We start from the raw sequence: 19,637 nt of genomic DNA on the forward strand, positions 1-19,637 counted from the left end.
CAGGGCCGTCGTCCCAGTGGGCGGGCTCCGTGCGGATGGCCGATTGCAGGCCACGGCTGATACTAGTTTGTCCATCCATCCCTCACCAATCACTTTTTTTGCATAGCCGATATCCAAAACGATATCGATGACTCAATTGATGCAATGCGCCATGACACCGCTTTCCACCTGCTGGCAGGGCCGAAACGGGGGCCGGGCGGCGGCTTTTTTTGGTGCACTGCAATACCAATAATCATCATTCAATTTGGTGATTTTCGTAATTGCGGCGGCACAGGGTGGCGCGCAGAATCGCTCCGAACTTGACCAATTGCCTTCCCATCACGCTCCTTTGAAAGCTTGCCATGCAGCCGATTTCACCCGCCTCCCTGTTGCCCGCCGACCTGGCGCAGGCCCTCCTTGTTGGCCGCATCTGGCGTGACGGCCCCTGCGTCGTCGCCGTGCGCGGCGGCGAGGTGGTCGACATCACGCAGACGGTAGCGACGGTGGCCGAGCTGTTCGAGCGCAGCGATGCGCTCGATATCGCCCGCCATGCACCCGGCATCGCGCTTGGCTCCGTGCAGGCCCTGCTGGAGCAGGCGCTGGCCGCACCGGCAGGCGAGCTGCTGCTGGCGCCGTGCGATCTGCAGGCCGTCAAGGCATGCGGCGTGACTTTCGCCGTCAGCCTGCTCGAACGGGTGATCGAAGAACAGGCCGGTGGCGACGCGGCACGTGCGGCGAGCCTGCGCGCCGCCCTGCAAACGACCCTGGGCGGCGACTTGTCCGCCCTGAAACCGGGTTCGGACGCGGCGCAGCGCCTGAAACAGCAGCTGCAGCAGCGCGGCGCCTGGTCGCAATACATGGAAGTGGGTATCGGCCCCGATGCGGAAGTGTTTACCAAGGCGCAGCCGATGTCGTCGGTGGGCTGCGGCGCGCAGGTGGGCTTGCTGCCTTCGTCCGCCTGGAACAACCCGGAGCCGGAGATCGTCCTGGCCGTCAACAGCCGCGGCGAGGCGCTGGGGGCGACCTTGGGCAACGACGTCAACCTGCGCGATATCGAAGGGCGCAGCGCCCTCTTGCTGGGCAAGGCCAAGGACAACAACGGCTCCTGCGCCATCGGCCCCTTCATCCGCCTGTTTGACGAACACTTCACGCTCGACACCGTGCGCCAGGCGGAAGTGTCGCTGCTGATCGAAGGCGCGGACGACGGCTTTGTGCTTGAAGGCGCCAGCTTCATGCGCGAGATCAGCCGCGACCCGCTCGACCTGGTGCGCCAGACGGCAGGCCAGTACCACCAGTATCCGGACGGCTTCATGCTGTTCCTGGGGACCATGTTCTCGCCCGTGAAGGACCGCGGCGCGCAGGGCGGCGGCTTTACGCACCACCTGGGCGACCGGGTCACCATTGCCAGCGCTTCGCTGGGCGCGCTGGTCAACGAAGTGCAGCGCTGCGATGCGATTACTCCCTGGACGTTCGGCGTGCGCGCGCTGTACCAGAACCTGGCCAAACGCGGTTTGCTTTGATCCGATTATTTTAAAAAGAGAGACACCATGCAGCATGCAACTTACCCAAGCCTGTCTGGCAAGCGCGTCGTCATCACGGGCGGCGGCACCGGCATCGGCGTGGCCATCGTCGAGGCGTTCGCGCGCCAGGGCGCCCACGTCACTTTTCTCGACATCGCCCGCGAGGCGTCGCTGGCGCTGCAGGAAAAGCTGGCCCACCTGCCGCAGCCGCCCGTTTTCCGCTATTGCGACCTGACGGATCTGGCCGTCCTGGCCGCCACCTTCGCCGAGATCGAACACAGCGCGGGCACCACGGATATCCTCATCAACAACGCGGCCAATGACGACCGCCACGAACTGCAGGACGTCACGCCCGCCTACTGGGACGAGCGCATGGCCGTCAACCTGCGCCACCAGTATTTCTGCGCTCAGGCAGTGGCGCCCGCCATGCGCGCCAAGGGCGGTGGCGTGATTCTCAACCTGGGATCGATTTCCTGGCACCTGGCGCAAGCGCGCCTGTCGATCTACATGACGGCCAAAGCCGGCATCGAGGGCCTGACGCGCGGCCTGGCGCGCGACCTCGGTGTCGACGGCATCCGCGTCAACTGCATCATTCCCGGCGCCGTGCGCACGCCGCGCCAGGAAAAGCTGTGGCATACGCCGGAAGCGGAAGCCGTGATCCTTCAGGGACAATGCCTGCAGCTGCGCGTGGAGCCGGAAGACGTGGCGGCGCTGGCGCTGTTCCTCGCGTCGGACAATGCGGCCAAGTGCGCCGGACGCGAGTACTACGTCGACGCAGGCTGGTACGGCGCATGAGCATTCCCGCCCAACCCAAGGCGCGGCGCTTCCGCTCGCAGGACTGGTTCGACAATCCCGACCATATCGACATGACGGCGCTGTACCTGGAGCGCTTCATGAACTACGGTATCACGGCCGAGGAGCTGCGCTCGGGCCGGCCCATCATCGGTATCGCGCAAAGCGGCAGCGATATCAGCCCCTGCAACCGTATCCACCTGGAATTGGTCCAGCGCGTGCGCGACGGCATCCGCGATGCGGGCGGCGTCCCGATGGAATTCCCGCTGCACCCGATTTTTGAAAATTGCCGCCGTCCCACGGCCGCGCTGGATCGCAACCTGGCGTATCTGGGCCTGGTGGAAATCCTGCATGGCTATCCGATCGACGCCGTGGTGCTGACGACGGGCTGTGACAAGACGACGCCGGCCCAATTGATGGCCGCCGCCACGGTGGACATCCCCGCCATCGTGCTGTCGGGCGGTCCCATGCTCGACGGGTGGATGGACGGCGAACTGGTGGGCTCCGGCGCCGCCATCTGGAAGGGCCGCCGCCAGCTATCCGCCGGCCTGATCGACAATGACAAATTCCTGCAGATCGCCGCCGCCTCGGCGCCGTCGGCCGGCCACTGCAACACCATGGGCACGGCATCGACCATGAATGCGCTGGCCGAAGCGCTGGGCATGTCGCTGACGGGCTGCTCGGCCATCCCCGCGCCGTATCGCGAACGGGGCCAGATCGCCTATGCAACGGGGCGCCGCATCGTCGGCATGGCGCATGACGATGTGCGCCCGTCGAGCATCCTCACGCGCGCAGCGTTTTTGGACGCCATCATCGTCAACGCGGCCATCGGCGGTTCCACCAACGCCCAGCCGCACCTGATGGCCATGGCGCGCCATGCGGGCGTGGAACTGCACTCGAGCGACTGGATGGCGCACGGCTACGACGTGCCGCTGCTGTTGAACATGCAGCCGGCCGGGAAGTATCTGGGCGAGCGCTTCCACCGGGCCGGCGGCGTGCCGGCCGTGATGTGGGAGCTGCAGCAGGCGGGCTTGCTGCACGCGGACCGGTTGACGGTGACGGGCCAGACGATGGCGGCGAACCTGGCGGGCCGCGAGAGCGCGGACCGCGAGATGATCCGCCCGTTTGCCGCGCCGCTGAAGGAAAAGGCCGGTTTCATGGCCTTGCAGGGCAACCTGTTCGACTTCGCCATCATGAAGACCAGCGTGATCTCGCCCGCTTTCCGCGAGCGCTACCTGTCGCGTCCCGGCAGCAAAGGCGTGTTCGAGGCGCGGGCCATCGTCTTTGACGGTTCAAGCGACTACCACGCGCGCATCAACGACCCGGCGCTCAATATCGACGACAGCTGCATGCTGGTCATGCGCGGTGCAGGTCCCGTGGGTTGGCCCGGTTCGGCCGAAGTGGTCAACATGCAGCCGCCCGATGCCTTGCTCAAGGCGGGAATTCTGAACCTGCCGACCCTGGGTGACGGGCGCCAGTCGGGTACCTCGGACAGTCCCTCGATCCTGAACGCCTCGCCCGAGAGCGCCGTGGGTGGCGGCCTGGCGCTGCTGCGCACGGGCGACATCATCCGGGTGGACTTGAGCGCGGGCCGGTGCGACATGCTGGTCGATGCAGACGAACTGGCACGCCGCGCCCAGGAACTGCCGCCGCCTGTCAACGACAGCGCCACGCCGTGGCAGGAAATCTACCGCGCCAGCGTGGGCCAGCTGGAAACGGGCGCCTGCATGGAGCTGGCGCTGAAATACCGCGCCGTGGGACAGACCCTGCCACGCCACAATCATTGATTTTTGAAGCCGCAACACCCGTAGTGAAAAAACGTAGTTAATAAAATCCACAAGGAGACACACAATGAACAAGATCATCAGTGCAGCCATCATGACCGCCATGCTGGCATTGAGCAGCAGCGCCGCCCTGGCCGATGCGAAAAACCCGAAAATCGGCTTCTCTATCGACGACCTGCGCGTAGAGCGCTGGACGCGCGACCGTGATTTCTTCATCGCCGCCGCCGAGAAGCAGGGCGCCAAGGTCTTCGTGCAATCGGCCGACGCCAGCGAGCAGCGTCAGATTTCGCAAATCGAAAACCTGATCTCGCGCGGCGTTGACGTGCTGGTGATCGTGCCGTTCAACGCCACTGTCCTCAACAACACCGTCAAGGAAGCGAAAAAGGCCGGTATCAAGGTGCTGTCGTATGACCGCCTGATTCTGAACGCCGATATCGACGCGTACATCTCGTTCGACAACGAGAAAGTGGGCGAGATGCAGGCCGAAGGCGTGACCAAGCTGCAGCCGAAGGGTAATTACTATTTGCTGGGCGGCTCGCCGACCGACAACAACGCCAAGATGCTGCGCGAAGGCCAGATGAAGGTACTCAAACCGTTCATCGACAAGGGCGACATCAAGATCGTCGGCCAGCAGTGGGTGAAGGACTGGAGCGCCACCGAAGCGTTGTCCATCGTGGAAAACGCGCTGACGGCCAACGGCAACAAGATCGACGCCATCGTCGCCTCCAATGACGGCACGGCCGGTGGCGCCATCCAGGCCCTGGCTGCGCAAAAGCTGGCCGGCAAGGTGCCGGTCTCGGGCCAGGATGCCGATCTGGCGGCGGTGAAGCGCGTGATCGCCGGCACGCAGTCGATGACGGTCTACAAACCGTTGAAAACCATCGCTGCCGAAGCGGCCAAGCTGGCCGTGCAACTGGCGCGCAATGAAAAGCCGGCCTACAACTCCAGCTATGACAACGGCCTGAAAAAGGTCAGCACGGTACTGCTGAAGCCTACGCCGCTGACCAAGGCGAATGTGAACATTCTCGTCGATGACGGCTTCTATACCAAGGCGCAGCTGGGTAATTGATCACCCGCTTGATGTCGGGTTACGCGCTGCGCGCTAACCCGACCTACTCCTTCCTGGTGACTGAATGTGAGCTCAGATGTCTGAATATCTGCTTGAAATGAAAGGCATCGTCAAACAGTTTGGCGGTGTCCGCGCGCTTGACGGCATCGACCTGCAGGTGCGGGCCGGTGAGTGCATCGGCTTGTGCGGCGAGAATGGCGCCGGCAAGTCGACCCTGATGAAGGTGTTGTCCGGCGTGTACCCGCACGGCACCTGGGAGGGCGAGATCCTGTGGGAGGGCCAGCCCCTGCGCGCGCAATCGATCCGCGACACGGAAGACGCGGGCATCATCATCATCCATCAGGAACTGATGCTGGTGCCGCAGCTGTCCGTGGCCGAGAATATCTTCATGGGCCGCGAGCTGACCCTGCCCGGCGGGCGCATGCATTACGCGGCCATGTACAAGCGCGCCGACGAGCTGCTGCGCGAACTGAAAATTCCCGAACTGAACGTGGCGCAGTCCGTGATGAATTACGGCGGCGGCCACCAGCAACTGGTGGAAATCGCCAAGGCGCTCAACAAGAATGCGCGCTTGCTGATCCTCGACGAGCCGTCGTCGTCGCTGACGGCGTCGGAAATCGCCGTGCTGCTCGATATCCTGCGCGCGTTGAAGGCCAAGGGCGTCACCTGCATCTACATTTCGCACAAGCTCGATGAAGTCGCGGCCATCTGCGACACCATCGTCGTCATCCGCGACGGCAAGCATATCGCCACCACGCCGATGGCGCAGATGAACGTCGAGCGCATCATCGCGCAGATGGTGGGCCGCGAAATGAGCCAGCTGTACCCGCAGCGCGTGCAGCCGGCGCCTATCGGCGAAGTGCTGTTCGAGGCGCGCCACGTGACGTGCATCGATGCCGACAACCCGCAGCGCAAGCGGGTCGACGATGTGTCGTTCACCCTGCGCAAGGGCGAGATCCTTGGCATCGCCGGTCTGGTGGGGGCGGGGCGCACGGAGCTCGTGTCGGCCCTGTTCGGCGCCTACCAGGGGCCATGCCAGGCCGAGGTGTGGCTCGATGGCCGCAAGATCGATACCCGCTCGCCGCAAAAAGCCATTGCCATGGGCCTGGCCATGGTGCCGGAAGACCGCAAGCACCACGGCATCGTGCCCGACCTCGACGTGGGGCAGAACATCACCCTGGCCGTGCTGGAGGAATTCGCGCGCGCCACGCGCATCGATGGCGAGGCGGAATTGACGGCCGTGCGTGGCGAGATCGCGCAGCTGGAACTGAAGGCGGCCAGCCCGTCGCTGCCCATTACGAGCCTGTCGGGCGGCAACCAGCAAAAGGCCGTGCTGGCCAAGATGCTGCTGACGCGCCCGCGCGTGCTGATTCTCGACGAACCCACGCGCGGCGTGGACGTGGGCGCCAAATATGAAATCTACAAATTGATGCTGGCCCTGGCCGACCGGGGCGTGGCCATCATCATGGTCTCGTCGGAACTGGCCGAAGTGCTGGGCGTGTCCGACCGCGTGCTGGTGATGGGCGAAGGCCGCCTGCGCGGCGACTTTATCAACGATGGCCTGAGCCAGGAAACCGTGCTGGCGGCGGCGCTCGACCAGCGCCCGGCACCCGCCGCCAACCCCGCAAACAAGGAAACCGCAGCATGAAACCGCACAGTATCAAACAGCTGTTCACCCAATACAAGATGCTGGCCCTGCTGATCGCGGTCGCCTTGATCTGGGCCTTCTTTTCGTGGAAGACGGAGGGCAGTTTCCTCACGCCGCGCAACCTGTCGAACCTGCTGCGCCAGATGTCCGTTACCGGCATCCTCGCCTGCGGCATGGTGCTGGTGATTATCGCCGGCGAGATCGACCTGTCGATCGGTTCCCTGCTGGGGCTACTCGGCGGTATCGCCGCCGTGCTGGACGTGACGCAGCACTGGCCGCTGGCCTTGAATCTGGCGGCCGTACTGGGCTGCGGCCTGGTGATCGGCCTCCTGAATGGCTACCTGACTGCGTACCGGGGTATCCCCTCCTTCATCGTGGGCCTGGGCGGCATGCTCGCATACCGCGGCATCCTGCTGGGCATCACGGGCGGCATCACGATCGCGCCCGTTTCCGAGCCGATGGTCTACCTGGGGCAAGGCTACCTGCCCGCGGTGCCCGGCATCGTGCTGGGCATCGGCCTGTTCCTGCTGGCCGCCTTCCTGACGTGGCGCGCGCGCGCCAGCCGTGCGCAGCATGGCTTGCCGCAGACGGCGGCCTGGGCCGACGGCTTGCGCCTGGCCGTCATCGGCGCCGTGCTGTATGCCTTTGTGCAAACCCTGAACGGCTATGAAGGCATCCCGCTGCCCGTGCTGTTGCTGCTGGCCTTGCTGGGACTGTTCAGCTATATCACCAGCCAGACCGTGTTCGGCCGCCGCATCTACGCCGTCGGCAGCAATATGGAAGCGACGCGCCTGTCCGGCATCAACGTGAAAGCCGTCAAGCTGTGGATCTTCGGCATCATGGGCCTGATGTGCGCGCTGGCTGGCCTGATCAACACGGGCCGCCTGGCGGCCGGTTCACCCTCGGCCGGCACCTTCAGCGAACTCGATGCCATCGCCGCCTGCTTCATCGGCGGCACCTCGATGCGCGGCGGCTCGGGCACCGTGTACGGCGCCCTGATTGGCGCGCTGGTCATGGCCAGCCTCGATAACGGCATGTCCATGCTGGACGTGGACACCTACTGGCAGATGATCGTGAAAGGCAGTATCCTCACTTTGGCCGTGTGGGTCGATGTCAGCACGCGAGCGGGGCGTAGATAGCCGTGAAACGATCTGGCACGGGAGGAGACACCATGAAGATGCCGACCGCGCACCGGATCGCGCTGCTGTTTAACGGGAATAAGATCTACGACCGCGACATCATCGCGGGCATCGCCGCCTACCTGAACACCACGCGCGTGTCGTGGGACCTGTTCCTGGAAGAGGATTTTCGCTGCCGCCTGCCCGGCATCGAACGCTGGCAGGGCGACGGCATCATCGCCGATTTCGACGATCCCGCCGTTTGCGCGGCGCTGGCAAACAGCCGCCTGCCGGTGGTGGCCGTGGGCGGCTCGTATGCGCGCGCCGAGGATTACCCGGCCGGCATCCCGTACGTGGCGACCGACAATTTCAAGATAGTCAAGCTGGCCTATGAACATCTGGTGGAAGCGGGCCTGACGCGTTTCGCCTGTTTCAGCCTGCCCGAGGCCGATGTCAACCGCTGGGCGCAGGAGCGCGAGACGGCGTTTTGCACCCTCATGGAGCGCGACCACATGCGCGCCGACGTGTACCGTGGCGTCGCCACCAGTGCGCCCTCGTGGGACGAAGCGGTGGAGCAGCAGATTGCTTGGCTCAACAGCCTGGAAAAACCCGTCGGCATCATCGCCGTCAGCGACGCGCGTGCGCGCCAGCTGCTGCAAGCGTGCATGCACGCGGGGATCGCCGTGCCGGAGCAGGTCGCCCTGATCGGTATCGACAACGACCCGCTGGCGCGCATGCTCACGCGTATTCCCTTGAGTTCCGTGATCCAGGGCACCGAGGAAATGGGCCGCACGGCCGCGCATTTGCTGCACCAGATGTTGAATGGCGCGCGCCTGTCCGGCACGCGCATCCTCGTGCCGCCGGCCGGCCTGAACGTGCTCGCCTCCACGCGCCACCAGCCTTTCCAGCATCCGCAGGTAATGCAGGCGCGCCACTTCATCCGCCAGTACGCCTGCCAGGGGATCAAGACGGAGCAGGTGGCCGATTACGTGGGCGTGTCGCGCTCCTCGCTCGAAGCGCATTTCCGCCACGAGCTGGGACGCAGCGTGCACGACGAAATCCTGCATTTCAAGCTCGATGCGGCCAAGACATTGCTGGCGCGCGGGCCGGGACAGGTGGCCGAGGTGGCCGTGCGTTGCGGCTTTACCACGGTGCAGTACATGCATGCCGTCTTCAAGCGCGAACTCGGTTGCACGCCGCGCGAATTCCAGCAGCGCAGCCGGCCGCCGCCAGCGCCCGGGCAGGCGCCATGATGCATCTGCTGCGCAATGCGCGCGGCATGCGCGTGGCCATCGACGCGCACGATGCCAGCGTGCGGGCCTGGTGGGCGCCCGACCGCTATGGCCGACTGGCCGATGTGCTGGGCGCGGCGCCCCCTGCGGCGCGGTCTTCCACGGGCTGGCAGTGCGCGCCGCCGGAAGACGGCCACTTGCGGTTGTGCCTGCTGCAGGACGGCCTGTCGGTGCGGCTGACCTACCGGTTCGACGACGATGGCAGCCTGCAGCTCGACTGCGATGCCTCGGCTGAGACGCTTTCCCGTTTTGCGCTTGCCGCGCCCCTGTTCAACCTGCAGGGCGGCCGTGCCGCCGTGGGCGATCATGTGCTGCGCCTGGCCGCCGACCGTTACCGGCCTTGGCCAGGCGGCTGCGCGGACGGCTCGCCGCTTGATGTGGCGGGCAGCGCGTTTGACTTCCGCCAGCCGGCGCCGCTCGCTACACGCCTGGCCTGGCCCGCGCTCGTGCATTTACCGGGATTCCGGCATGACTTTTACTGGACGGGCAGCGGACAGCTGCGCGAGGCGGCGCGGGTTGCCGACCCTTCGTCTGGCCGGGTCTTGCGTTTTTCCAGCACCCAGGACAGCTGCCATTTGTATTCCGATGCGCGCTGTTTTTCCCTGCTGGCGCAGGGCGTGCAATTGCAGCCGGGACAGGTGATGCGCTTCAAGCTCGCCTACCGTTTGGGTGTGCAGGATATTGATGCGTTTGACATATCGGAACCGGTATCAATGATGTCAAATAAGTGATTGGTCAGATATGCGGGGCAGTTCTACCATGGGGTAGTTTTTCCCTCATTTATTTTTGTCCTGACCGACGCTGCGAACCTGCCCATGAACATACTCACCATCGATGCCGGCACCACCAATACGCGTACCTTGCTGTGGCGCGCAGGCGTCGTCGTCGCCCAGGCGCAGCTGGAAACGGGCGTGCGCAATACCGCCATCGATGGCCATAACGGCGCGCTGAAACAGGCGCTGCGCGACACCATCGCCAGCGTGCTGGCCAGCGCCGGCATCGCGCCGTCCGAGGTGGACCTGGCGCTGGCCTCGGGCATGATCACATCGCCCATGGGGGTGCAGGAGGTGCCGCATTTGCCGGCGCCCGCGGGCCTGGCCCAGCTGGCGCAAGGCATGCAGGCGGTGGACTTGCCCGACGTGCTGGCGCAGCCCCTGTGGCTGATTCCCGGCGTGCGCAACCAGCATGGCGCCGTCGGCCTGCACAACGTCGAAGCGATGGACATGATGCGCGGCGAAGAGACGGAAGTCGTCGCGCTGCTCGAGCGCCTGCAATTACGCGGCGCGGCGACCCTGATCATGCCCGGTTCGCATACCAAACTGATCAGCGTGGACGAGCAGCGCCGCATCCTCGGCTGCAGCACCACCATCGCGGGCGAGCTGCTGCAGGCGATCACGCAGCACACGCTGATCAAGCAATCGGTCGAGGGCGGTTTTGCCCAGACCCTGGTGCCGAAAATGCTGCTGGCCGGCGCGGCGGCGGCGCAAAAAACGGGGCTGGCGCGCGCCTGCTTCAGCGTGCGCACGCTGGGCCAGTTCAGCGCCGTCGAATGCAATGAGCGGGCCAATTTCCTGATGGGCGCCGTCCTCAGCGGCGACCTGCTGGCGCTGCGCAACAGCACCGCCATCCAGATGCGGCCCGATAGCCCGCTCGTCATTACAGGTAAACCCATGCTGCGCCAGGCGCTCGGGCTGCTGATCGAAGAACACGGATTTTTTTATGGCAAGCGCATCATCGTCGACGACCAGCAGCAAGACTATCTGGCCGGTCACGGTGCGCTGCTGATCGCCGCCGCACGCGGCTTGATTTTCCCGCAGGAGACAGTATGAGCAGCAACAAGAACAAGCGTCCCTTGCGTTCGCAAGCGTGGTTTGGCGGCGACGACAAGGACAGTTTTATTCACCGCAGCTGGATGAAGAACCAGGGTTATCCCAGCGACGCCTTCGATGGCCGTCCCGTCATCGGCATCTGCAATACCTGGTCCGAACTGACGCCCTGCAATGGCCATTTCCGCGACCTGGCCGAGATGGTCAAGCGCGGCGTGCTCGAGGCGGGCGGCTTCCCCGTCGAATTTCCCGTCATGTCGCTGGGCGAGACGAATCTGCGCCCGACGGCCATGCTGTTCCGTAACCTGGCCAGCATGGATGTGGAGGAATCGATCCGCGCCAACCCGATCGACGGCGTGGTGCTGCTGACGGGCTGCGACAAGACCACCCCGGCCCTGCTGATGGGCGCGGCCAGCGTGGACTTGCCCACCATCGTGCTGTCGGGCGGCCCTATGTTGAACGGGAATTACCGCGGCAAACCGATCGGTTCGGGCACGGACGTATGGAAATTTTCCGAAGACGTGCGGGCCGGGCGCATGACGTCCGCCGAATTCAAGCAGGCCGAATCGTGCATGTCGCGCTCCGCCGGCCACTGCATGACCATGGGGACTGCTTCCACCATGGCCAGCATGGTGGAAGCGCTGGGCGTGACCTTGCCCGGCAACGCGGCCATTCCCGCCGTCGATGCGCGCCGCAAGCTGCAGGCGCAGCTGACGGGCCGGCGCATCGTCGACATGGTGCATGAAGACCTGAAACTGTCGCAGATCCTCACGCGCGAAGCGTTTGAAAACGCCATCATGGTCAACGGCGCCATCGGCGGCTCGACCAATGCCGTGATCCACCTGCTGGCCATTGCCGGGCGCATCGGCGTGGACATGCGCCTGGGCGACTGGGACCGCCTGGGCCGCGACATTCCCTGCCTGCTGAACCTGATGCCGTCGGGCCAGTACCTGATGGAGGATTTTTACTATGCGGGCGGCCTGCCCGTGATCATCCGCGACTTGCTGGGTAAATTGCACGGCGAGGCGCTCACCGTTACGGGCGCCAGCATGGCCGTCAACGTGGCCGAAGCCGAAAATTTCAATCCCGAGGTGATCACGCCGCTGGCGCAGCCTTTCAAGGACGAGGGCGGCATCGCCGTCCTGCATGGCAACCTGGCCCCGCGCGGCGCCGTCATCAAGCCTTCCGCCGCCTCGCCCGAGCTGATGCAGCACCGTGGCCGCGCCGTCGTCTTCAACAGCATCGAGCATTATAAAAAGCGCGTCGACGATCCCGCCCTCGATATCGACGCCAGTTGCGTGATGGTGCTGCAAAATTGCGGCCCGCAGGGCTATCCGGGCATGGCGGAAGTGGGCAATATGGGACTGCCGAAAAAACTGCTGGAACAGGGCGTGCGCGACATGGTGCGCATCTCGGACGCGCGCATGAGCGGCACGGCCTACGGCACGGTGGTGCTGCACGTGGCGCCGGAAGCGGCCGTGGGCGGGCCGCTGGCCCTGGTGCGCGATGGCGACATGATTGAACTCGATGTGGCCGGACGCCGCTTGCACCTGGACGTCGACGAGGCCGAACTGGCGCGCCGGCGCGAAGAGTGGAGCGCACCGCCGCCGGCCATGAAGGGCGGCTACCAGTCCATGTACATCAAGCACGTGACGCAGGCCGATGAAGGCGCGGATCTCGATTTCCTCGTCGGCTGCCGCGGTTCGGCCGTTCCGCGCGAATCTCACTGAAAACAAGGAAAAAAATGATGGGGACACAGGCCCAATTACTGGTCGATGCACAAAATTTTCTCGGCGAGGGCGTGCGCTGGTGCGAACGCAGCGGCCGCGTTTTCTGGACGAATATCGAAGGCTGCCAGCTGCATGCGCTGGTGCTGGCCACGGGCGAACGCCAGAGCTGGGCCATGCCCGAGCGCCTGGCGTGCTTCGCGCTGACGGACAGCGACGACGTGCTGCTGCTGGGACTGGCCTCGCGCCTGGCCTGGTTTGACGCGCGTAGCGGGGCTGTCACGTCCTTGCACATGGTGGAGGGGGACTTGCCCATGACGCGCCTGAACGATGGCCGCTGCGACCGCCAGGGGCGTTTTGTCTTCGGCACGCTCGATGAACGTCCGTGCCGCGATGCCATCGCCAGCTTTTACCGCCTCAACCTGGACTTGACGCTGGAGCGATTGCCGCTGCCGCAGATCGCCATCTCGAACAGCATCTGCTTCAGCGTCGATGGCACGGCCATGTACTTCTGCGATTCGATGAAAAAGGCGATCTACCGCTGGGACGATTACCTGGGGGGCGACGTCAGCCGTGTGCGCGTGTTTGCCGTGCTCGATCCGGGACCGGGTGCCGCCGATGGCGCGACCATCGATGCGGATGACCACCTGTGGAGCGCGCAGTGGGGCGCCGGCACGGTCTTGCGCTTCGCGCCGGACGGCAGCGTCGAGCGCAAGATCAGCCTGCCCGTCTCGCAGCCCAGCTGCGTGAGCCTGGGCGGCCCGCACTACGACGAATTGTTCGTCACGACGGCGCAGGAGAGCTTGACCCCGGCCCAGCTGGCGAGCGAACCGCTGGCCGGCGGATTGTTCCACGCGCGCCAGACGGGCGTGCGCGGTTTGCCGGAAGTGCGCTTTGGCGCCCTGCCGGCCTGAAAAGAGAGAGCATATGCAAAAACATACGGTTTTCGAGGGCATCCTCGCACGGGGCATGGTCGGTATCGTGCGCGCCGACTCGCCCGATGTGGCGCTGCAGATCGCCGAGGCGTGCATCGCCGGTGGCATCACGGCGCTGGAAGTGGCGTTTACCACGCCCGACACCCTGGGCGTGCTGCGCACCCTGCGCGAACGCCATGGTCATGACGTGCTGCTGGGCGCGGGCACGGTGCTCGATACGGAAACGGCGCGCGCCGCCATCCTGGCCGGCGCCCAGTTCATCATTTCACCCAGCGTCAACGTGGAAACCATCACGCTGTGCCAGCGCTACCAGGTGCTGTCCATGCCGGGGGCGATGACGCCGACGGAGATCGTCACGGCCCTGCAGGCCGGCGCCGACATCGTCAAGGTCTTCCCCGCCGAGATGTTCGGCCCCGCTTACATCAAGGCCCTGCGGGCACCCTTGCCGCAAGCGCCGTTGATGCCGACGGGCGGCGTGACGGTGGAGAACCTGCATGAATGGTTTGCCAGCGGCGCCGTGGCCGTGGGCATTGGCAGCAGCCTCAGTGGTCCGGGCGCCACGGGAGATTACGCGTCCGTGACGGCGCGCGCGCAAGCTTTCGTGGCGAAGATGGCGGCCGTGCGCAAGGCTAAGTCTTCTGGCTAGCTCCCGGCGGGACGGGAATCTGCTACGCTAGGCGGGCAATGTCGCACGCCTCATAGACCAGAATATGTCCAACATCGCCCGCATCCTGCAAGACAGCCGCATCATCGCCATCGTCGGCATGTCCGACAAGCCCGAACGCGCCAGCCATGAAGTGGCCGACTACCTGCTGCGGCATGGCTACCGCGTGTTGCCCGTCAATCCGGCGCTCGCCGGGCGCGACGTGCTGGGGCAGCGCGCTTACGCCACCCTGACGGAGGCTGCGGCGGCGGTGGCACCGGCGCGCATCGACATCGTCGACTGCTTCCGCAAGTCGGAAGATATCCTGCCCATCGCCGAGGAAGCCATCGCCGTCAAGGCCGGCTGTCTGTGGCTGCAGCTCGACATCGTCAACGAGCAGGCGGCGCAACTGGCGCGGGCGGCGGGACTCGATGTGGTGATGGATCATTGCACAAAAATCGAGCACCGCAAGCTGGCGGTGGCGGCATGAAGGCGCGCACGCAATTTCGCGCCGGCAAGGGTTTTGACCTGAGCGAGGATTTCGCCGGCAAGCGCCTGCTGGGCGCCGCCACCAAGGCGGCCAACAAGAAGCTGACGCCGGCCCAGTGCAAGGCCATCGATCGCGAGGAAACCGTGGCCCTGACGGCGCAGATCGCCGAGTGCCAGAGCATGCTGTATGCGCAGCACAAAAAGAAGCTGTTGCTGGTCTTGCAGGGCATGGATACGTCGGGCAAGGATGGCACGGTCAAGGCGATCTTCAGCAACATCAACCCGATGGGCATCCGCGCCGTGGCGTTCAAGGGACCCACCGATATCGAACTGGCGCACGACTACCTGTGGCGCGTGCACCAGCACGTGCCCGTCAAGGGCGAGATCGCCATCTTCAACCGCAGCCATTACGAGGATGTGCTGATCACGCGCGTGCAGGACATGATCGACAAGGCCGAATGCCAGCGCCGCTACGCGCAGATCCGCGATTTCGAGCGCATGCTGAGCGAAACAGGCACCGTCATCCTGAAAATCTTCCTGCATATCTCGAAGGACGAGCAGCGCGGACGGCTGCAGGAGCGGCTCGACGATCCCGACCGCCAGTGGAAGTTCGACCCCAACGATATCGCCCAGCGCAAGAAGTGGGATGGCTACCAGCGCGCCTATGAAACGGCGATCCGCGAGACGGATGCCGACCACGCGCCGTGGTACGTGGTGCCATCGAACTCCAAGACGCAGCGCAACCTGGTGGTGGCGTCCCTGCTGCTGGAAACCCTGCAGGGCATGAAGCTGGAATACCCGGCGCCGGACCCGAAACTGTCGTCTTTCAAGGTCGAGTAGTTCCGCGCATCGCCTGCGGAATCGGCCGCGCTGTGGCATAGTATCCCTCGTCGATAATTCAAACCAGACCGGAGATCCATATGCTGCAGTTGAAAGATCCTACCTTGTTGCGTCACCAGGCTTACGTGAATGGAGCCTGGGCGGATGCCGATGGTGGCCAGACGATTAATGTGAGCAATCCCGCCACGGGCGAGCATATCGGCACGGTGCCCCTGATGGGAGCAGCCGAGACGCGCCGCGCCATCGAGGCGGCCAATGCCGCCTGGCCCGCCTGGCGCAAGAAGACGGCCAAGGAACGCGCCGCCGTGCTGCGCCGCTGGCATGACCTGATCCTGGAAAACGCCGACGACCTGGCGCTGATCATGACCACCGAGCAGGGCAAGCCGCTGCCGGAAGCGAAGGGCGAAGTGCAGTTCGGCGCCTCGTTCATCGAGTGGTTTGCCGAAGAAGGCAAGCGCGTTGCGGGCGACACCCTGCAATCGCCATGGCCGGACCGCCGCCTGGTCATCACCAAGGAACCGATCGGCGTGTGCGCCGCCATCACGCCGTGGAACTTCCCCGCCGCCATGATCACCCGCAAGGTCGGCCCGGCCCTGGCCGCGGGCTGCCCGATGGTCTTGAAACCGGCGGAAGCGACGCCGTTTTCCGCGCTGGCGCTGGCCGTGCTGGCCGAGCGCGCGGGCGTACCTGCCGGCGTGTTCAGCATCGTTACGGGCGCGCCGAAAGACATCGGCGGCGAAATGACGTCGAATCCCATCGTGCGCAAGCTGACGTTTACGGGTTCGACCCAGGTGGGCCGCCTGCTGGCGGAACAGTGCGCGCCAACGATCAAGAAACTGTCGTTGGAACTGGGCGGCAATGCGCCGTTCATCGTCTTCGACGATGCCGACCTGGATGCGGCTGTGGAAGGCGCCATCGCCTCGAAATACCGCAATGCGGGCCAGACCTGCGTGTGCGCCAACCGCCTGTACGTACAGGACAGCGTGTATGACGCGTTTGCCGAAAAATTGGTGGCCGCCGTGGCCAAGCTGAAGGTCGGCAATGGGATCGAGGCGGGCGTCACGCAAGGCCCGCTGATCGACGCCAAGGCTGTCGCCAAGGTGGAAGAACACGTGGCCGACGCGCTGGGCAAGGGCGGCCGCCTGCTGGCCGGCGGCAAGCGCCATGCGCTGGGCAATGGCTTCTTCGAGCCGACCATCATCGCCGATGTGACGAACGACATGCGCGTGGCCACCGAGGAAACCTTCGGCCCGCTGGCGCCCCTGTTCCGCTTCAAGACGGACGATGAAGTGATCGCCCTGGCCAACAACACGGAATTCGGCCTGGCCGCCTACTTCTATTCGCGCGACATCGGCCGTATCTGGCGCGTGGCCGAAGGCCTGGAAACGGGCATGGTCGGCGTCAACACGGGCCTGATCTCGAACGAGATCGCCCCCTTCGGCGGCGTCAAGCAATCGGGCCTGGGCCGTGAAGGGTCGACCTACGGTATCGAAGACTATCTCGTCATCAAATACATTTGCATGGGCGGGATCTAAGGCCGCTTAACGCGAGCCGCGGCGCGCGGCGAGGCGGTCCAGCATGCCCTTGACCGCTTCCATCTGCGTGCCGCTCTTGCGGTAGAAATCCGGGTCGATCGGATTGATGCTGGTGTAGCCCCAGAAATCCCAGCAGCCTTTCGGGTTGTACGGGTAGACGGGGCTCGGTTCGGCTTGCGGATACAGCACGATGATCTTGTTGGCGTCCGCCACCTGGTTGTAGCCGGTGCTGGTATAGAAACGGTCGCCGATCGCCTGCGTCGTTTGCAGGCAGCCGTGGAACACCACGTGCACGCGGCAGCTCTCGCTGTCGCAGGCTTTCGGGATGTAGGCGTAGCCCGTATTGTTCATGCTCGAGTACGCGTTCTGGATGAAGCTGCGCTGGTTGAAGGCGATCAGCTTTCCCGTCAAGGTGGTCGCCGACGGTTGCAGGTCCGGGTACAGGTGCTGCAGGATGTCGCGCGCCTGCACGAAGTCGCAGTCATTGATGAAGGGCGACGCCGTTACATCGCAAGCCTTGTCCTGGTTGTTGTCCGTGATGATGGCATGGCCTGCGCCGACATTGTCGACGAAGCGGATCTGCTCGGCCGGCGTGCCCGCCAGCGCATAGAATTTTCCCACCTGCTCCACCACCGGCTGCGTCACGGTCCGGTCTTTCGTTCCGCTGAACAGATACACGCGCTGGCGTTTCAGGTTGGCCGTGTCGTCGATGAGACGGGCGCGCGCAAAATCGTTCGCCGCGCGCAGCAATTCGCTGGCGACGGGCGGCGCCACCTGCGCGCTGCCGGGATTCATGCAGGTGGTCAGGGCATTCGTCAGGTAGGGGATGTAGGGGAAGCGGCCCGGCTGGCCCGAGCAGAAATACGGACCGCCCGCGATGATGCCGGCGCCGGCCACCGTAGCCGAGTAGGCGACGGCAAACTGCGCCGCCATGAAGCCGCCCGAGGACAGGCCGGACACGGTGGTCTGGCTCAGGTCAGCCTGGTAGCCGGGCAGGGCGGGGGCGTCCTTGGTCGTGGCGGGCTTGACGGCCTTGGCCGTCGTGGCGGCGTGCGCGCCGCCTGGCGCCAGGATGAGCAGGCTGGCGGCCAGCAGGGCGGTGGTTAGTGTAGTCAGGTGCGCGGTCAGGTGCGGGAAGGGCATGGCGACTCCAGAAGGCAAGGAAAGGGACAGGAAGGCCGAGCATAGGTAAAAAAACTGTGCTTTGGGCAAGTACTGCACCGTCGTTGATGTCGCTCAAGCAATCGCTGTTGTTGTCCGTCTCATACGCGCGCGCGGCGTTTGACATAGAATGGTTTTTTTCCGTTCAACCATGGTGCCCTTCATGTCCAAGACCCTTGCCCAGCTGTTTGCGCTCACCACCCTTGCCGCCGGCGCCAGCCTGGCCATGCCGGCCCATGCCGCCGACACCGCGCCAGCTGCCGCCGCGTCAGCGGCCTGCCCCGCCATCCTCAAGCAGACTTTCAACCGCCTGCAGGATGAAGCGCCGCAAAACCTGTGCCAGTATGCGGGCAAGGTCGTGCTGGTGGTCAATACGGCCAGTTATTGTGGTTTTACCAATCAGTATGAAGGGCTCGAGGCGCTGTACGCCAAGTACGGCAGCAAGGGCCTGGTAGTACTGGGCTTCCCGTCGAACGATTTCGGCAAGCAGGAGCCCGGCAACAGCAAGGAAATCGCCGATTTCTGCTACAACACCTATGGCGTGAAGTTCCCCATGTTTTCGAAGTCCGTCGTCTCCGGTCCTACGCCGAATCCGCTGTACGTGGACCTGATCAAGCAGACGGGCAAGACCCCGGCCTGGAATTTCCACAAATACCTGATCGACCGCCACGGTAAAGTGGTGGAAAGCTTCCCCAGCAAGGTGACGCCGGACGACAAGAAACTCGTTGGCGCGGTGGAAAAAGCGCTGGCGCTGTAAGTTGCCGAGACGCAAGCAGGCTTGATCGCCTGCTTTTTTTTAATGCCGCGCTTGTCGTCTTGCCATCATTGTCCTAAGCTGGTTGTTCGCGTTTGTCACAACCAAGGAGAACATCATGGCGTATGTCGATGGATTTGTGGTACCCGTACCGAAGGCCAAGCTCGATGCCTATCTGGCCATGTCGCGCAGTTGCGGCGCCGTCTGGCGCGAATATGGCGCGCTGGAATTTCGCGAATGCGTGGGCGACGATGTCAAGCCAGGCAAGCTGACTTCGTTCCCGCAGGCGGTGGACTTGCAAGATGGCGAAGTGGTGGTGTTTTCCTGGATCGTGTATGCGTCGCGCGCCAAGCGCGATGAAATCAACGACAAGGTCATGAAAGACCCGCGCCTGGCCGAGATGATGGACCCGGCCAAGCTGCCGTTCGATGGCAAGCGGATGATCTACGGCGGTTACGAGATGCAGGTAGATCTCTAGCGACTGAAACAGTCCATGGCGGCGTTGCAATGCCTCGTCGTGCCGTT

At 64.5% G+C, this 19,637-nt stretch carries 18 protein-coding genes; 17 read left to right on the plus strand and 1 reads right to left on the minus strand.

Features of this window, described 5'->3' with window-relative positions; all coding sequences use genetic code 11:
* The first annotated feature begins 341 nt into the window (after positions 1–341).
* The 15 genes from CSQ93_RS08715 (at position 342) to gabD (ending at position 17,197) form a co-directional block, all read left to right on the plus strand.
* On the plus strand, positions 342–1,499 hold the full coding sequence (locus CSQ93_RS08715) for a fumarylacetoacetate hydrolase family protein (protein ID WP_099377719.1): 1,158 nt from the start codon (positions 342–344) through the stop codon (positions 1,497–1,499).
* A gap of 27 nt (positions 1,500–1,526) precedes the next feature.
* Positions 1,527–2,294 (plus strand): SDR family NAD(P)-dependent oxidoreductase, encoded by a 768-nt coding sequence (locus tag CSQ93_RS08720; RefSeq protein ID WP_099377720.1) that lies wholly within the window; start codon positions 1,527–1,529, stop codon positions 2,292–2,294.
* Positions 2,291–4,078 (plus strand): IlvD/Edd family dehydratase, encoded by a 1,788-nt coding sequence (locus tag CSQ93_RS08725; RefSeq protein WP_099377721.1) that lies wholly within the window; start codon positions 2,291–2,293, stop codon positions 4,076–4,078. The genes CSQ93_RS08720 and CSQ93_RS08725 overlap by 4 nt, the downstream gene beginning before the upstream one ends.
* Before the next feature lie 91 nt (positions 4,079–4,169).
* Positions 4,170–5,144 carry a D-xylose ABC transporter substrate-binding protein gene (xylF, locus tag CSQ93_RS08730; RefSeq protein ID WP_099377905.1) on the plus strand — a complete coding sequence of 325 codons (975 nt, stop codon included), beginning with the start codon at positions 4,170–4,172 and terminating at the stop codon, positions 5,142–5,144.
* 76 nt (positions 5,145–5,220) lie between these two features.
* Entirely contained in the window at positions 5,221–6,792 is a 1,572-nt protein-coding gene (gene xylG / locus CSQ93_RS08735) for a D-xylose ABC transporter ATP-binding protein (protein ID WP_099377722.1), read from the plus strand.
* Entirely contained in the window at positions 6,789–7,931 is a 1,143-nt protein-coding gene (locus tag CSQ93_RS08740) for a sugar ABC transporter permease (protein ID WP_099377723.1), read from the plus strand. The genes xylG and CSQ93_RS08740 overlap by 4 nt, the downstream gene beginning before the upstream one ends.
* Before the next feature lie 32 nt (positions 7,932–7,963).
* Positions 7,964–9,163 carry a XylR family transcriptional regulator gene (locus CSQ93_RS08745; protein WP_099377724.1) on the plus strand — a complete coding sequence of 400 codons (1,200 nt, stop codon included), beginning with the start codon at positions 7,964–7,966 and terminating at the stop codon, positions 9,161–9,163.
* Positions 9,160–9,933: an aldose epimerase family protein gene (locus CSQ93_RS08750; RefSeq protein ID WP_099377725.1), complete on the plus strand. Its 774-nt coding sequence runs from the start codon at positions 9,160–9,162 to the stop codon at positions 9,931–9,933. The genes CSQ93_RS08745 and CSQ93_RS08750 overlap by 4 nt, the downstream gene beginning before the upstream one ends.
* Before the next feature lie 84 nt (positions 9,934–10,017).
* The gene (locus tag CSQ93_RS08755; protein ID WP_099377726.1) at positions 10,018–11,031 is read left to right on the plus strand and encodes a 2-dehydro-3-deoxygalactonokinase; all 1,014 of its coding nucleotides are present in this window, start codon (positions 10,018–10,020) and stop codon (positions 11,029–11,031) included.
* Positions 11,028–12,758 carry an L-arabinonate dehydratase gene (gene araD / locus CSQ93_RS08760; RefSeq protein ID WP_099377727.1) on the plus strand — a complete coding sequence of 577 codons (1,731 nt, stop codon included), beginning with the start codon at positions 11,028–11,030 and terminating at the stop codon, positions 12,756–12,758. Before CSQ93_RS08755 ends, araD begins: the two co-directional genes overlap by 4 nt.
* Before the next feature lie 14 nt (positions 12,759–12,772).
* A complete protein-coding gene (locus CSQ93_RS08765; protein WP_416208729.1) occupies positions 12,773–13,669 on the plus strand; it encodes an SMP-30/gluconolactonase/LRE family protein in 897 nt (298 codons plus the stop codon).
* A gap of 13 nt (positions 13,670–13,682) precedes the next feature.
* Complete coding sequence (locus CSQ93_RS08770) at positions 13,683–14,336, plus strand: bifunctional 2-keto-4-hydroxyglutarate aldolase/2-keto-3-deoxy-6-phosphogluconate aldolase (protein WP_099377728.1); 654 nt, start codon at positions 13,683–13,685, stop codon at positions 14,334–14,336.
* A gap of 64 nt (positions 14,337–14,400) precedes the next feature.
* Positions 14,401–14,823 (plus strand): CoA-binding protein, encoded by a 423-nt coding sequence (locus tag CSQ93_RS08775; protein ID WP_099377729.1) that lies wholly within the window; start codon positions 14,401–14,403, stop codon positions 14,821–14,823.
* A complete protein-coding gene (locus tag CSQ93_RS08780; RefSeq protein ID WP_099377730.1) occupies positions 14,820–15,662 on the plus strand; it encodes a PPK2 family polyphosphate kinase in 843 nt (280 codons plus the stop codon). Before CSQ93_RS08775 ends, CSQ93_RS08780 begins: the two co-directional genes overlap by 4 nt.
* Positions 15,663–15,742: 80 nt before the next feature.
* Positions 15,743–17,197, plus strand: a complete 1,455-nt coding sequence (gabD, locus tag CSQ93_RS08785) for an NADP-dependent succinate-semialdehyde dehydrogenase (protein WP_034783799.1) — start codon at positions 15,743–15,745, stop codon at positions 17,195–17,197.
* A 6-nt stretch (positions 17,198–17,203) separates the two neighbouring features.
* On the opposite strand, the gene CSQ93_RS08790 is transcribed toward gabD, so the two are convergent.
* A complete protein-coding gene (locus tag CSQ93_RS08790) occupies positions 17,204–18,340 on the minus strand; it encodes an extracellular catalytic domain type 2 short-chain-length polyhydroxyalkanoate depolymerase (RefSeq protein ID WP_099377731.1) in 1,137 nt (378 codons plus the stop codon).
* A gap of 181 nt (positions 18,341–18,521) precedes the next feature.
* Here CSQ93_RS08790 and CSQ93_RS08795 point away from each other — a divergent pair, with 181 nt between their 5' ends.
* Together CSQ93_RS08795 and CSQ93_RS08800 are read left to right on the plus strand one after the other, a co-directional pair.
* The gene (locus tag CSQ93_RS08795) at positions 18,522–19,115 is read left to right on the plus strand and encodes a glutathione peroxidase (RefSeq protein WP_099377907.1); all 594 of its coding nucleotides are present in this window, start codon (positions 18,522–18,524) and stop codon (positions 19,113–19,115) included.
* 115 nt (positions 19,116–19,230) lie between these two features.
* Positions 19,231–19,590, plus strand: coding sequence for a DUF1428 domain-containing protein (locus CSQ93_RS08800; protein ID WP_070258351.1), 360 nt, complete (start codon positions 19,231–19,233; stop codon positions 19,588–19,590).
* Positions 19,591–19,637: the final 47 nt, after the last annotated feature.

Origin of the sequence: Janthinobacterium sp. BJB426, assembly GCF_002735705.1 — a bacterium.
Classification (GTDB): domain Bacteria; phylum Pseudomonadota; class Gammaproteobacteria; order Burkholderiales; family Burkholderiaceae_D; genus Janthinobacterium.